General features: G+C 72.8%; 11 protein-coding genes, 1 pseudogene and 1 riboswitch. Of the genes and pseudogenes, 8 read left to right on the forward strand and 4 right to left on the reverse strand.

Features of this window, described 5'->3' with window-relative positions:
- Positions 1 to 282 precede the first annotated feature (282 nt).
- Both AB0H81_RS39260 and fdh read right to left on the reverse strand, forming a co-directional pair.
- The gene (locus AB0H81_RS39260) at positions 283 to 1131 is read right to left on the reverse strand and encodes a 4Fe-4S dicluster domain-containing protein (RefSeq protein ID WP_358385726.1); all 849 of its coding nucleotides are present in this window, start codon (positions 1129 to 1131) and stop codon (positions 283 to 285) included.
- The gene (gene fdh / locus AB0H81_RS39265) at positions 1124 to 4300 is read right to left on the reverse strand and encodes a formate dehydrogenase (protein ID WP_358385728.1); all 3177 of its coding nucleotides are present in this window, start codon (positions 4298 to 4300) and stop codon (positions 1124 to 1126) included. Before fdh ends, AB0H81_RS39260 begins: the two co-directional genes overlap by 8 nt.
- 130 nt (positions 4301 to 4430) lie before the next feature.
- Positions 4431 to 4497: riboswitch (guanidine-III (ykkC-III) riboswitch) on the forward strand.
- A 14-nt stretch (positions 4498 to 4511) separates the two neighbouring features.
- Here fdh and AB0H81_RS39270 point away from each other — a divergent pair.
- Entirely contained in the window at positions 4512 to 4835 is a 324-nt protein-coding gene (locus AB0H81_RS39270; protein WP_358385731.1) for a multidrug efflux SMR transporter, read from the forward strand.
- Between the two features lie 168 nt (positions 4836 to 5003).
- Here the strand turns inward: AB0H81_RS39270 and AB0H81_RS39275 are convergent.
- Positions 5004 to 5153: pseudogene (locus tag AB0H81_RS39275) on the reverse strand (WD40 repeat domain-containing protein); the annotation flags it as partial.
- 194 nt (positions 5154 to 5347) lie between these two features.
- Between AB0H81_RS39275 and AB0H81_RS39280 the strand changes: the two are divergent.
- Both AB0H81_RS39280 and pstS read left to right on the forward strand, forming a co-directional pair.
- Complete coding sequence (locus AB0H81_RS39280; protein ID WP_358385733.1) at positions 5348 to 6019, forward strand: acetoacetate decarboxylase family protein; 672 nt, start codon at positions 5348 to 5350, stop codon at positions 6017 to 6019.
- A 218-nt stretch (positions 6020 to 6237) separates the two neighbouring features.
- A complete protein-coding gene (pstS, locus tag AB0H81_RS39285) occupies positions 6238 to 7272 on the forward strand; it encodes a phosphate ABC transporter substrate-binding protein PstS (RefSeq protein ID WP_358385752.1) in 1035 nt (344 codons plus the stop codon).
- A gap of 42 nt (positions 7273 to 7314) precedes the next feature.
- Here pstS and AB0H81_RS39290 read toward each other — a convergent pair whose 3' ends face one another.
- Positions 7315 to 9054, reverse strand: a complete 1740-nt coding sequence (locus tag AB0H81_RS39290) for an HAD-IIB family hydrolase (protein ID WP_358385735.1) — start codon at positions 9052 to 9054, stop codon at positions 7315 to 7317.
- 182 nt (positions 9055 to 9236) lie between these two features.
- On the opposite strand from AB0H81_RS39290, the gene AB0H81_RS39295 reads away from it, so the two are divergent.
- The 5 genes from AB0H81_RS39295 to AB0H81_RS39315 all read left to right on the forward strand — a co-directional run.
- The gene (locus tag AB0H81_RS39295) at positions 9237 to 10136 is read left to right on the forward strand and encodes an SRPBCC family protein (protein WP_358385738.1); all 900 of its coding nucleotides are present in this window, start codon (positions 9237 to 9239) and stop codon (positions 10134 to 10136) included.
- A complete protein-coding gene (locus AB0H81_RS39300; protein WP_358385741.1) occupies positions 10133 to 11302 on the forward strand; it encodes a zinc-dependent alcohol dehydrogenase in 1170 nt (389 codons plus the stop codon). Before AB0H81_RS39295 ends, AB0H81_RS39300 begins: the two co-directional genes overlap by 4 nt.
- Positions 11303 to 11450: 148 nt before the next feature.
- The gene (locus tag AB0H81_RS39305) at positions 11451 to 12194 is read left to right on the forward strand and encodes an alpha/beta hydrolase (RefSeq protein ID WP_358385744.1); all 744 of its coding nucleotides are present in this window, start codon (positions 11451 to 11453) and stop codon (positions 12192 to 12194) included.
- A 63-nt stretch (positions 12195 to 12257) separates the two neighbouring features.
- Complete coding sequence (locus AB0H81_RS39310) at positions 12258 to 13649, forward strand: selenium-binding protein SBP56-related protein (protein ID WP_358385747.1); 1392 nt, start codon at positions 12258 to 12260, stop codon at positions 13647 to 13649.
- Positions 13646 to 14079 (forward strand): hypothetical protein (locus AB0H81_RS39315; protein WP_358385749.1); only part of this gene is annotated, 434 nt, incomplete at its 3' end. The genes AB0H81_RS39310 and AB0H81_RS39315, both read left to right, overlap by 4 nt.

Consider the following 14079-nt stretch of genomic DNA (forward strand, 5'->3'; position numbering starts at 1 on the left):
GGCGTGGTCCAGGACAAGCTGTTCCTGCCGGGCCTGCTGAAGCTGAAGCGGCTGATCGACGGCGGCTTCTTCTGCCCGCGGCGGCGGCCAGCCGGGCGGTGCGGGCGAGGCGGGGGTTGCCGGTCAGCCGGGCCATGACGGCCACCGAGGACGACACACCAGACACCCCGCCCAGATACAGATATGTCGGCATGTGCGGTTCGTGCCAGATGGGCGGCTTGATGACCGGCCTGCCGTAGTAGGAGCGGAACTCGGCCTCCGGGACGACCGCCCCCTCCTTCCTCACCTGCCCCCACCTCTCAGGAAGCCCCACCCGGCCTCACCTTTCACGAAGCCTCGCCCACCCTTCACGAAGGCCAGCGCGACCGTGCCGGCCACCGACAGGGCCGCCGCCCCGGCCCAGCGCCACATCGCCGGCAGGTCGCGGGTGGTCACCACCGGGTCCGGCGGCAGTCCGTACACCTCGGGCTCGTCCAGCAGCAGGAAGAACGCCCCCGCCCCGCCCACCCCGTCGGACGGGCTCTCCCCGTACAGGCGCGCCTCCTCGTGGCCGTCGGCCCGCAACCGCTCCACCCGCTCCTCGGCGCGTTCCCGCAGCTCGTCGAGCGGGCCGAACTGGATCGAGTCGGTGGGGCACGCCTTGGCGCAGGCCGGTTCGAGCCCGCCGAGCTGCCGGTCGTAGCACATCGTGCACTTCCAGGCGCGCCCGTCGCCCTCCCGCCGGTCGATCACGCCGTACGGGCAGGCGGGCACGCAGTACCCGCACCCGTTGCAGATGTCGGCCTGCACGACGACCGTGTCGAACTCGGTGCGGAACAGCGCCCCGGTCGGGCACACGTCCAGGCAGGCGGCGTGGGTGCAGTGCTTGCACACGTCCGAGGCCATCAGCCACCGATCGACGGAGTCCTCCTCGGCCGCGTCAGAAGAGGGCACCTGCACCGGCCGCGACTGCTCGATGAACGCGACGTGCCGCCACGTGCTCGCCCCGAGCATGCCGGTGTTGTCGTAGGAGGTGGCCTCGAAGACGAACCCGTCGTCGGGAAGCTGGTTCCACTCCTTGCAGGCCACCTCGCACGCCTTGCACCCGATGCAGACGCTCGTGTCGGTGAAGAACCCCATCCGCTCAGCCATGGCGGTACGTCTCCAGCAGGTCGAGCATCGCCCGGCCCCTCGGCCGCCGACCCGGCCGCACGTCGCAGGTCATCGCCTTGCCCTCCTGGATGTAGACGTTCGGGTCGAGGACCAGCGGCATCAGGTCGTTGACGACGTCGCCGGTGACCAGGCCGCCTCCGCCCCACCCCCAGTGGTACGGCAGCCCGATCTGGTGGAGCACCCTGCCCTCGACGCGCAGCGGCCGCACGCGGCCGGTGACCAGCACCCTGGCCTCCAGGACGGTGCGGCTGGTGACGATCGTGGCCCAGTCGCCGTTGGCCAGCCCGAGCCGGGCCGCGAGCCGCGGGTCCATCTCGCAGAACAGCTCGGGCTGCAGCTCGGCGAGATAGGCCAGCGGCCGGCTCATCCCGCCCGCCGTGTGGTGCTCGGTCAGCCGGTACGTGGTCAGCACGTGCGGGAAGAGCGGCCCCGGCCGGTTGTAGGGGCTCTCGGGCCGGTCGTACGTGCGGCGCGCGGGGTTGGCCCGCTGGCCGTACAGAGGGTTGCCGACCGGCGACTCGTGCGGCTCGTAGTGCGCCGGCAGCGGCCCGTCGGCCAGCCCGGACGGCACGTACAGCCAGCCCTTGCCGTCGGACTGCATGATGAACGGGTCGGTGCCGGCGAGCGCGTCCTGGGCGTGGGCGCCCTCGGGCGGCAGGTAGCCCGGCGGCTTGCCGATCTCGAAGTCCGGCACGTCGTGGCCGGTCCACTGGCCGCGCTCCGGGTCCCACCACACGTACGCCTTGCGCTCGCTCCACGGCCGGCCCTCGGGGTCGGCGGAGGCGCGGTTGTACAGGATGCGCCGGTTGGCCGGCCACGCCCAGCCCCACTCCGGCGCCACGACGCTCTGTTCGGCGCCCGGGCGGCGGCGCGCGGCCTGGTTGACCTCGTCGGCGTAGACGCCGCAGTAGATCCAGCAGCCGCAGGCCGTGGAGCCGTCGGGGCGGAGCTGGGTGGACGCCGACAGGGCGCGTCCGTCGGGCCCGACGCCGTTGATCTCGCGCAGCACGGCCTCGGCCGAGGGGTCTCGGTGCTCGCCCTGTTCGGGGTAGTCCCAGGTCAGCTCGCGCACCGGCCGGTCGATCTCGTCGCCGGACAGCCGTTCGCGGACCAGCCTGCCGAGGTGGTAGTAGAACCACAGGTCGCTGCGGCAGTCGCCGGGCGGGTCGAGCGCCTTCTCCCGCCACTGGAGCAGGCGCTGGGTGTTGGTGAAGGTGCCCTCCTTCTCGACGTGGCTCGCGGCGGGCAGGAAGAACACCTCGGTGCCGATGTCCTCGGTGCGCATCTCGCCGGTCTCCAGCTCGGGGCCGTCGCGCCAGAACGTGGCGGTCTCCACCAGCGTCAGGTCGCGGACGACGAGCCAGTCGAGGTTGGCCAGGCCGAGGCGCTGGGCGCGGCCGCCGGAGGAGCCGACGGCCGGGTTCTCCCCGATCACGAAGTAGCCCTTGACGGTGCCGTCGATCTGGCCCATCACCGTGGTGTAGTGGCCGTGGTCGCCGGTCAGGCGCGGCAGGTGGCCGAAGCAGTAGTCGTTGTCCTCGGTGGCCGCCTCGCCCCACCACGCCTTGAGCAGGCTCACCAGGTAGGAGCGCCGGTTGCCCCAGAAGCCGGTCTCGCCGCCCTCGCGCTCCAGATAGTGGCCGAGGTCGTCGTGCCGGTCGGCGTGCGGCATGGCGAGGTAGCCGGGCAGGATGTTGAACAGCGTCGGGATGTCGGTGGAGCCCTGGATGCTGGCGTGGCCGCGCAGCGCCATGATGCCGCCGCCGGGCCGGCCCATGTTGCCGAGGAGGAGCTGCAGGATCGCGGCGGTGCGGATGTACTGGGCGCCCACGGTGTGCTGGGTCCAGCCGACCGAGTAGACCCACGCGGTGGTGCGCTCCCGGCCGGAGTTGGCCGTGACGGCCCCGGCCAGCTCGGCGAAGGCGTCCCTCGGGATGCCGCAGAGCCGTTCGACCAGGTCCGGGGTGTAGCGGGCGAAGTGCCGCTTGAGGATCTGGTAGACGCAGCGCGGGTGGGTCAGCGTCGGGTCGCTCTGCGGGCGGGGGTGCGCGGCGGCGCCGCCGGCGCCGTAGGTCTCGGGTCCGGCCGCCTCGGCGTGGTGCCGGCCGCCCTCGGCGTGCCCCGCCGGGGGCTGCTCGCCGGTCGAGGCGTACGCCCAGCTGCGCGGGTCGTACGTGGCCGTGTCCGGGTCCCAGCCGGAGAACAGCCCGTCGAGGTCCTCGGTGTCGCGGAAGTCCTCCGACACGATCGTGGCGGCGTTGGTGTAGGCCAGCACGTACTCGCGGAAGTCCAGCCCGTTCTCCAGCACGTGGTTGACCAGCGCGCCGAGCAGCACGATGTCACTGCCGGCGCGGATCGGCAGGTGCCGGTCGGCCAGGGCGCTGGTGCGGGTGAAGCGCGGGTCGACGTGGAAGACCTTCGTCCCGCGCGCCTTGGCCTCCATGACCCACTGGAAGCCCACCGGGTGGCATTCGGCCATGTTGGAGCCCTGGATGACGATGCAGTCCGCCCTCGCCAGGTCCTGCTGGAAGGTCGTCGCGCCGCCACGCCCGAAGCTGGTCCCCAGACCGGGGACGGTGGAGGAGTGTCAAATACGGGCCTGGTTCTCGATCTGGATGGCGCCGAGGGCGGTGTAGAGCTTCTTCATCAGGTAGTTCTCTTCGTTGTCGAGCGTCGCCCCGCCCAGGCCGGCGATGCCCAGGGTGCGGCGCACGACCTTGCCCTCGCAGGTCTGCTGCCAGGTCTCGCGCCGGGTGCGCACGACCCGGTCGGCGATCATCTCCATCGCGGTGTCCAGGTCGAGCGGCTCCCACTCGGTGCCGTACGGCCTGCGGTGGAGCACCCGAGTCTGGCGGCCCGGGTGGGTCACGAGCTGCTTGCTGGCCGCCCCCTTGGGGCACAGCCGGCCGCGGGAGATCGGCGAGTCCGGGTCGCCCTCGATCTGGGTGACGCGGCCGCCCTTGACGTAGACGAGCTGGCCGCAGCCGACCGCGCAGTAGGGGCAGACGGAGCGGGCGACCGTGTCGGCCTGCTCGGTGCGGGGCCGCAGCGCGTCGGTGCGGGCGGAGCGCGCGGCGGAGCCCCGGGGGTCCTCGCCCTTGAGCTGCCGGATCACCGGCCAGCGCGCGAGCCATCCGCTACCAGGCACAATGCGGGTCCTGCCCGCTTTCTCCCGGTCTATGCGGATGGCCTACGCGGGCGGTCTACGCGGGCGGTCTACGCGGGCGGTCCCGGCCGCCGGTGCGGGAATGCGACCGGACGGCCGGCCGTTGGCCTCGATGCGGGCCCGATCAGGGACCCGTCCGGACGAGACGCGCCGTACCCGGCCCGACAAGACGACGCTCCCGAAAGGAGCCGTCGTGGCCTGGTTGTTGATCGTCGCCGCCGGACTGTTCGAGGTGGCCATGGCCTACGCCCTCAAGCTGAGCGACGGATTCTCGGCGCCTCTGCCGAGCGTCGCCTTCGGCGTCTTCGCCGTCTCCAGCTTCGGCCTGCTCGCGCTGGCCCTGAAGAACCTGGAGGTCGGCACGGCGTACGCGGTGTGGACGGGCATCGGCGCGGTCGGCACGGCCGTGCTCGGCATGGTCGCCCTCGGCGAGGACGCGTCCCTCCTCAAGCTCGTGTCGATCGGCCTCATCCTGTGCGGCGTGGTCGGCCTCAACCTGGCGGGCGGCGGCCACTGAGGCGACCGGGCCGTGGTCGCCTCTGTTCAGGCTCCACAGGAACGCGCCGGGCGCGCTGGACGTGGCCAGCCTGTCCCCGTCGGGGCTGAGCGCCATGCCGTAGACGGTGCCCGTGCCCCGTCTGGTGACGGGCCGCCCGGCCTGCCGGCCCCGGACGAGGTCCCACACGCGGACAGTGCCGTCGGCGCCGGTGCTCGCGAGCCTCTTCCCGTCCGGGGAGAACGTCACGTCCCCTCTGGGGGATCCGGGAGTTCCCGGATATGGGCGAGGCCGAGAAGCCTCGTCATCTCCGGTCGCCAAGGTGAAGCTGGACCACATTTCCGACCCGGCTCGCCTGTTCGCGGCCTTCGGGGCCTTCGCGGCCACCGTCGGAGCGCGGTGAACCGCACATCCGGCACGCACGTGCGGACCGTGGCAGGCGCGCAAGGAGCAACCTTTATGTGACGTCGTTGTTCTCCCGCAAGACTTCACGTAAGTTCCGGCTATGCGTCGTCGATAGCAAGGGAGAGAACGTGCCCGAACTCGTGGCACCCCAGCTCGTCGTCAACAGCCGGATGATCTATTTCGGATGGGTGCCGGCCGACCCCGATGCCGTCGCCGCACTGGTGCCCGAAGGCTTGAAGCCGATGGCCAACCGGCAGGTCTTCATGAACCAGTACGTCGTCGACCGGCCCGAGCAGACCTCCGGGTTCGGCGCGTACTCGCTGACGTACATTGGGCCGGACCTGGAGGACGCCTACGCGCCCGACGGCGTCACCCCCGGCCGGTGGTGGACGCACTATTTCAACTCCAGCGAGGTGGTGCGCGAGTACGCGGCCGTACGAGGAGTCCCGGCCACCCCCGGTCGTACGACGATCGAGGTGGAGGGAAGGACGCTGGTCGCGACGACCGAGTCCGACGGTGTGCCGGTGATCCGTACAACCGCACGGGTCGGGCGCACGGGCACGGCGGTCAGCCGCGGACAGCTGCGGTACATCACCGACGTTGACGGGCAGCGGATCAGCGGGCTCTACCCGTTCGTGGCGGAGCCGGTCGATCCGTTCGAGATCGTCTCGCTGGAGTTCGTGGAGCCTGACCACCCGGTCCACGCACTTCGCCCCGCCGACCCCCTGCAGATCGTGTGGGGGTTCTACTCGCCCCGGTCCTCCTTCGCCTACCCGGGCGGCGAGTCCGCCATGGAATGACAAGGGGGCCCTCGACTACCGGCTACGAGAGACCTGACGGGCACACCGACCGTCGACCGCCATCGACGACGAGGAGCCGCAAGCTCGGCCGGGACGGGGAAGGGGGTTCGAGCCGAAGGGGTGGCTTGACCTGGTGATGGCGTTTTCTTCCAGTTGATCTGCCCGTGGATTTACTCTTCGGTCCACGACGCCTTCATACGGTCGTATACGTGCTCAAGATGACGGCGTCGGTCCTGTCCGTGTTGCTCGCGTCCACCGGGCTGACCGGCTGCGCCCTGCTGAGCCGGGCCGGGCCGGCGGCGGGCGGCAGGGACGCGATCATCGCCTCGGGGTCGACGGCGCAGCTCGGGGCGATCAACGCGTGGCGCGAGGGCTTCCGGTCGATCCATCCCGGCGCGCGGATCGTGTACCGGCCGAACGGCTCCGGCGCCGGAGTGCGCGACTTCGTGCGGGGCGCGACCGCGTTCGCCGGCTCGGACTACGTGCTGGGCGCCCAGGAGCAGGCGCTGGCCGACGGGCGGTGCGGCGACCGCGCGCTGCACCTGCCCATGGTGGTGGGGCCGATCGCCGTGGCCTACAACCTGCCGTCCGTGCCGCGGCTGCGGCTCTCACCGGCCACGATGGCCGCGGTGTTCGGCAGGACGATCACCATGTGGGACGCCCCGCAGATCGCCGCGGAGAACCCCGGCGCGGCCCTCCCGCACCGGGAGATCGACGTCCTCCACCGCTCCGACTACTCCGGCACGAGCCACGTCTTCACCTCCTACCTCGCGGCGACGAGCGGCTGGCCGTACCCTCCGTCGGCGGACTGGCCCGGGCCGGGCCGCGGGGTGGAGGGCTCCGACGGCATGGCCGAGACGATCCGGGAGAGCGGAGGCACGATCGGGTACGTGGAGTACGGCTACGCGAGTGGAGCCGGGCTGCGGACGGCGCAGGTGCGCAACGGCGCGGGCGAGTACGTCGCCCTGTCACCGGAGGGGGCCACGAAGGCTGTGGGCGGCGCCCGATTCACCGGGAGGAACGGTGACCTGGCGATGACGCTCGACTACTCGACCAAGGCGCAGGGGGCGTACCCCCTCGTCCTGATCACCTACGAGATCGTCTGCGCGCGGGGGACGGCGCCGCTGGCCCGCGGCTTCCTGCGGTACGCGGCCGGCAACGCGGGCCAGTCCTATCTGTCGCTGCTGGGCTACGCGCCGCTGCCGCAGGACGTGGTCGTCCAGGTCCGGGCCCGGCTCGCCGCCATGACCTGACCTGCCCGGCGGACGTGACGGGCCCGGGTGCCGGCCCACCGGTCAGCACTCGTGGTCGGGGTCGTGGTCGGTGGGCTCGGCGGGAAGGGTGTAGCGCTCGGTGATGAGGGCGGCGATCCGGCTCCGGCCGGGTCCGGGCTCGTCGCGGCTGTCCCGCTCCACCGCCGCGACCTCCTCCGCCAGTTCGGCGTCGCCCAGGCTCTCGCGGATCCAGGTGGAGTAGTCGCCCCGGCGCAGGTGATGCAGCCACGTCTCGTCGTCCACGCCCTCGGCCAGCTCGACGAACGTGTGCAGGTTGCGCGCCCGCAGCCGCAGCCGCTCGCCGGGACCGGTGAAGTAGAAGCTCTTGTCCTTGGACATGGTGCCGGCCGCGTACTTGCGCCGGTGCCGGGTCCGCTCGACCTCGCCGGGTTCCAGGGTCACGTTCCGGGCGCGGCGCGTCCCGACCCGCCACAGCGCGAGGCCGCCGTCCGGAGGTGGCTCCGAGGGCGGCTCCGCGTGCGGCGGCTCGTACCCGGCGGCGGTGGCGAAGGCCGCCAGTGTGCCGGCGGGGTCCCGGCCCACGGCGAGCGTCGAGGTCATGAGCCGGAGGGCGGCCGGGCTCACCGCGTCCGGGTGGACGGTGATCATCAGCAGGGAGCCGACGTCCGCCGCCTCCCGGAGCGGCACGTGCCGCAGCTCGGCGGGCATCAGGTGGTGGACCTCGTCCACCACCACCCAGTGCGGGTGCCCGAGCGCGGCGCGCAGGGCGGCCAGGCGGGGCAGCAGCTCGGCGAAGTACGCGGGCCGGTCCTTCAGCCGCAGCCCGATCAGGTTGACCACGACGCTCTGGTCGGGCCGGCGCAGCGCGTGCAGCACCTCCTCGACGCCCGGCACCCGGTCCGGGTCGCCGAGGACGGTCATGCCGGGGTAGTCGGCGTAGTCGCCCTCGGGGTCGACGACCACGCACTGGTACCCGGCCTCGGCCAGCCGTTCCAGCAGCGCCGTGGTCACCGTCGACTTGCCGCTCCCCGACGGGCCGGCCACCATCAGCCCGGCCCCGTACGGCGCCAGCCGTACCTCCTCGCCGTCGTCGTGGCCCAGCAGGACGTGGCGGCGGGGCACCTCCACCGCGTCCAGCTCGCCGGAGAGCATCGCCCCGGCAAGCTCCGCCACCCCGGCGCCGGCCTCGCCGTCCAGGCGCACGTCGCAGGTGTCCTTGAGCGCGGGCAGGGCGTTGGCGACGGCGGCGCCGCACTCGGCGGCGGTGAGGAAGGCGTGGTCGTTCTCCGCGTCGCCGACCGCGACCACGCTGCGCGGCGACAGCTCCAGCCGCTCGACGGCGGCGGCCAGGCCGCTCGCCTTGTTCACCCCAGGGGGCAGCACCATGACCGCGCCCTTGTTGTAGATCACCTGGAGCTCCAGTCCGAGCTCGCGGATCGCGGCGAGGGCCTGCACGTCGTACGGGACCCTGGTGGCGACCAGCACCCGGCCGACGCCGAGCGGGGTGGCCCCCTCCCCGCGCAGCCGTTCGACGAACTCCTCCGGCGGCGGGCCCGCCAGCGGCTCGGCGCGCCGCTCCCCCGGGTCGTACAGCAGGCCGCCGTTCTCGGCGACCACGAGGTCGAAGACGCCGACGTCGGGGAAGACGCCCAGCAGGTCGTCCAGCTCGCGCCCGGTGACCAGGAGCAGCTTGACCCCCGCCCGGGAGAGCCGCTCCAGGGCCTTGACGGTCTCCGGCCCGACCCTGCCGTGCCGGGCCAGGGTCCCGTCGTAGTCGCAGGCCAGCGCGTGGTAACGCATACCCGCCCCCTACCCCGCCTGGCCGGGACATCCATGCCTCTCGGTGAGGATGTCGTCCCGAGTCCCGATCCGGCCCGCGCGGTGTCAGCACAGACCGCCCGGGTACGGGGCGGAGAACGCCCGAAACCGGGCGGCCGGACAGGAGAGGCTCCGGCATCGACACCGGATGGCGGTGACGACACATGAGCACGACAACCGACAGGTTCGCCCGGACACTCGGGTGGGCCAGTCTGGCGCTGGGGGCGGCGCAGGTGACGGCGCCGGACGCGGTCACGCGCCTGGCCGGCGTCGACGACTCCCCGGCGGCGAGGGGCGTCACGAGACTCGCCGGCGGACGGGAGCTGATGCACGCGGGCGTGCTGCTCGGCGGCCGGGCCCCGGCGCGGTGGGCGTGGACCCGGGTGGCCGGCGACGCGCTGGACCTGGCCCTGCTCGGCCGGGCGCTGGCCGGCCGGCGCGGTGAGCGGCGCCGCCGCGTGGCGTTCGCGACCGCCGCGGTGGCGGGCGTCACGGCCCTCGACCTGATCTGCGCGGTACGCGGGACGCGCTCCGGCCCGGCCCCGATCGAGCTGCGCGCCTCGATCACGGTCAACCGGCCGCGCGAGGAGGTGTACCGGTTCTGGCGCGACCTGGAGAACCTGCCCGCGTTCATGGCCCACCTGGAGTCCGTGCGGCCCGTCGGCCAGGGCCGGTCCCTGTGGACGGCGCGCGGCCCCATGACGGACGTCCGCTGGGAGGCCGAGATCGTCGAGGACCGGACGGGCGAGCGGATCGCCTGGAACTCGGTCCGGGGCGCCGCGGTGACCACCAACGGCACGGTGAGCTTCACCGCCGGCCCGGCCGGCAGGGGCACCGTGGTGGACGTCGCCATGGAGTACACCGTGCCCGGCGGCGCCCTCGGCACCGCGTTCGCCCGGCTCCTGGGCGAGCACCCCGGCCAGCAGGTACGCGACGACCTGCGCCGCTTCAAGCAGGTCATGGAGACCGGGGAGGTGGTCCGCTCGGAGGGCAGCCCCGAGGGAACCCGCGCCCTGCGGCAGCTCAGGCAGCACCCGGCCCAGCCCGTAGGAGGACGATCATGAAGGCGACCTGCTGGACGGGCCGCAACAGCGTGGAGGTGCTCGACGTCCCCGACCCGCGGATGCTCAACGCGCGGGACGCCGTCGTGCGCGTCACCTCGACCGCGATCTGCGGCTCCGACCTGCACCTGGTGGACGGCTACATCCCGACCATGAAGAAGGGCGACATCCTCGGCCACGAGTTCATGGGCGAGGTCGTGGAGGTCGGCCCCGAGGTGCGGAACCTGCGTCCGGGCGACCGGGTGGTCGTGCCGTTCCCCATCGCCTGCGGCGGCTGCTTCGCCTGCGAGGACGGGCTGTACTCGCTCTGCGAGAACTCCAATCCCAACGCCGGGATGGCCGAGAAGCTCATGGGCCACTCGCCCGCGGGCGTCTTCGGCTACTCCCACATGCTGGGCGGCTTCGCGGGCGGGCAGGCCGAGTACGCGCGGGTGCCGTTCGCGGACGTCGGCCCGATCAAGATCGAGGACGACCTGCCGGACGAGAAGGTGCTCTTCCTGTCCGACATCCTGCCGACCGGCTACATGGGCGCCGAGATGTGCGACATCAAGCCCGGTGACACGGTCGCCGTCTGGGGCGCCGGACCGGTCGGCCAGTTCGCCGTGGCCGGCGCTCATCTCATGGGCGCCGAGCGGGTGATCTGCGTCGACCGCTTCCCGTACCGGCTGCGGTACGCCGAGCGGGCCGGCGCCGAGGTGCTCGACTACGAGCAGGTGGACGTGCTCGACGCGCTGCGCGACATGACGGGCGGGCGCGGGCCGGACGCGTGCATCGACGCCGTCGGCCTGGAGGCGCACCATCCGACGCCGGCCATGTACGCCTACGACCGCGCCAAGCAGGCGACCCGGATGGAGACCGAGCGGCCGTACGCGCTGCGCGAGGCGATCATGGCTTGCCGGAACGGCGGGGTGGTGGCGGTCGTCGGCGTCTACGGCGGGCTGGTGGACAAGTTCCCGATGGGCGCGATCATGAACCGCTCGCTGACGCTGCGCGCCGGCCAGTGTCACGTGCAGCGGTACATGCGCCCCCTGCTGGAGCGCATCCGCGCCGGCGACATCGACCCGAGCTTCGTCGTCTCGCACCGCCTGCCGCTGAGCGAGGCTCCGCGCGGGTACGAGCTGTTCAAGAACAAGCTGGACGACTGCAACAAGGTCGTCCTGACGCCGTAGGCGCGCCCGGCCGTGCGCGAGCTGGAGGCGAACGCCCTGGTGAGCACCGTCGCCGTGAAGCCGCAAAAGGAGGCGACATCCGCCCGCGTACTCGCTACCGTGCCGTCGCATGTCGCTTTCTCATGATGTGGCCGGAGATGGTCCGGCCGTGGTGCTGCTGCATTCGGGCGTGTGCGATCGCCGCATGTGGGACCCGCAGTGGACGGCCCTGGCCGCCGCCGGGTACCGCGTGATCCGGCCGGACCTTCGCGGGTTCGGGCTCTCGCCCGTGGCGGACCGGCCGTACAGTGACGCGGACGACGTGGCCGAGCTGCTGCGGACGCTCGGCGTCGGGCGGGCGGCGCTGGCCGGCTCCTCCTACGGCGGCCGGGTCGCCCTGGAGCTGGCCGCGAGCCGGCCGGAGCTGGTCACGGCGCTCGCGCTGCTCTGCCCGGCCGTGCCCGGGCAGGTGCCTGGACCGGAGCTGCGGTCGTTCGCCGGGCAGGAGGACGCGCTGCTCGCCGCCGGCGACGTCGAGGGAGCCGTCGAGCTCAACGTGGAGACGTTCCTCGGGCCGGAGGCGGGAGACGAGACCCGCGGGCGGGTGCGCGCCATGCAGCGGCGCGCGTTCGAGGTGCAGCTCGCCGCGACCGAGGAGTTCCCGCAGACGCGGCCCGAGGCGGACCTGGCGCGGATCACGGCGCCGTGCCTGGCCGTGTCGGGCGCGCACGACCTGCCCGACTTCCGCGAGATCGCCGCCCGGCTCCCCGAGCGGCTGCCGCAGGCCCGCCACGTGGAGCTGCCCTGGGCCGGTCACCTGCCCAGCCTCGAACGGCCCGCCGAGGTCACGGAGCTGCTGCTGGACTTCCTGCGGGTCACGGCTCCCTCCGCCCGGGCCAATATTTCCCACTGAACCGGCATAGGTCTCGGCAGCTTGTCTATTGACCGGGTAGGTAATGCATGAATCATGGGGTTCATGGCACTCTGGACTCCGGACCCCACGTTCTACCCCTCGCCGCGTGACGCCGCCGCCGCGCCGGCCGAGCGGCTGGCCTACGTGGCCGCGTTCGACCGCCGGGCGGAGCGTCCCGACGCGATCGCCGTCGTCGACACCGATCCCTCCTCCCCCGGCTACGGCCGGGTCGTGGGCTGGACCGACCTGCCTCACACGGGCGACGAGCTGCACCACTTCGGCTGGAACGCCTGCAGCAGCGCCCTGTGCCCCTACGCCCCCCATCCTCACGTCGAGCGGCGCTACCTGGTCGTGCCCGGCCTGCGCTCCTCCCGCATCCACATCCTCGACACCAAGGACCGGGTCAGCCCCGAGATCGTCAAGGTCATCGAGGCGGAGGAGCTGGCCAAGCGCGCCGGGTACTCCCGGCCGCACACGATCCACTGCGGCCCCGAGGGCCTGTACGTCTCGGCGCTCGGCGGCGCGAACGGCGAGGACGGCCCGGGCGGCATCGCCATCCTCGACCACCAGTCGTTCGAGGTGCTCGGCCGCTGGGAGGTGGACCGGGGCCCGCAGTACCTCGCCTACGACTTCTGGTGGCACATCAACCACGACGTGCTCGTCACCTCGGAGTGGGGCACGCCGTCCATGATCGAGAACGGGGTCGTGGGTGAGCTGCTCCTCGGCCGCCAGTACGGGCACCGTCTGCACTTCTGGGACCTGCGCAGACGCCGCCACGTCCAGACGGTGGACCTGGGCGACCAGCACCAGATGACGCTGGAGCTGCGCCCCGCGCACGACCCGACCAGAACGTACGGGTTCGTCGGCGTCGTCGTCAGCGTCGAGGACCTGTCGGCGTCGGTGTGGACCTGGTTCCAGGAGGGCGGCCGCTGGCAGGCCCGCAAGGTGATCGAGATCCCGGCCGAGCCCGCCGCCCCGGAGGACCTGCCCGAGGTGCTCAAGCCGTTCGGCGCGGTCCCGCCGCTGGTCACCGACATCGACCTGTCCGTGGACGACCAGCGCCTGTACGTCTCCTGCTGGGGCACCGGCGAGCTCAAGCAGTACGACGTCAGCGACCCGTTCAAACCCGTCGAGCTGGGCTCGCTGCGGATCGGGGGCATCGTCCGCGGCGAGTCCCACCCCGCCGCCGGCGGCGCCCGGCTGCGCGGCGGCCCGCAGATGGTCGAGGTGAGCAGGGACGGCGCGCGCGTCTACCTGACCAACTCCCTGTACGGCGCCTGGGACGACCAGTTCTACCCGGAGGGCGTCGGCGCCTGGATGGCCAAGGTGGACGCCGGGTCATTCACCTTCGACCCGCGCTTCCTGCCGCGGGGCGACGACTTCCGCGGCCTGCGCCCCCACCAGGTGCGGCTGCAGGGCGGCGACGCCTCGTCCGACTCCTACTGCTACCCATGACGGTCACCGCCGCTCTCCTGCTGGGCGCCTTCCACGGCCTGAACCCGGCCATGGGCTGGCTGTTCGCGGTGGCCCGCGGCCTGCAGGAGCGCAGCCGGGACCTGCTGCTGGCGTCGCTGCCGGCGATCGCGGCCGGGCACCTGGCCTCCGTCGCGCTGGTCGCGGTGGTGGTCGGCGTGACCGGCTCGCTGACGACGGCCACGGTGCTGTCGGTCACCGGCGGCGTGGTCCTGGTCGCCTTCGGCCTGTGGCGGCTGCTGTCGAAGCGGCACTTCCGCTGGGTGGGGATGCGGCTGTCCCTGCCGCAGCTGGCCGGCTGGTCCTTCCTCATGTCGTCGGCGCACGGCGCCGGCCTCATGCTCGTCCCCGTGTTCGCCGGCCTGGCCGCCGACCGGAGCGGGCCGGGCGGCGGGCACGCGGCGCACGCCGT

This window comes from Nonomuraea sp. NPDC050691 (assembly GCF_040654455.1).
Classification (GTDB): domain Bacteria; phylum Actinomycetota; class Actinomycetes; order Streptosporangiales; family Streptosporangiaceae; genus Nonomuraea.

Bases quoted from the DNA above. Each gene is read 5' to 3' on its own strand.
- AB0H81_RS39260 (WP_358385726.1), bottom strand. From the start codon at position 1,131: ATGGCTGAGCGGATGGGGTTCTTCACCGACACGAGCGTCTGCATCGGG.
- pstS (WP_358385752.1), top strand. From the start codon at position 6,238: ATGACGGCGTCGGTCCTGTCCGTGTTGCTCGCGTCCACCGGGCTGACC.
- AB0H81_RS39290 (WP_358385735.1), bottom strand. From the start codon at position 9,054: ATGCGTTACCACGCGCTGGCCTGCGACTACGACGGGACCCTGGCCCGG.
- AB0H81_RS39295 (WP_358385738.1), top strand. From the start codon at position 9,237: ATGAGCACGACAACCGACAGGTTCGCCCGGACACTCGGGTGGGCCAGT.
- AB0H81_RS39300 (WP_358385741.1), top strand. From the start codon at position 10,133: ATGAAGGCGACCTGCTGGACGGGCCGCAACAGCGTGGAGGTGCTCGAC.
- AB0H81_RS39310 (WP_358385747.1), top strand. From the start codon at position 12,258: ATGGCACTCTGGACTCCGGACCCCACGTTCTACCCCTCGCCGCGTGAC.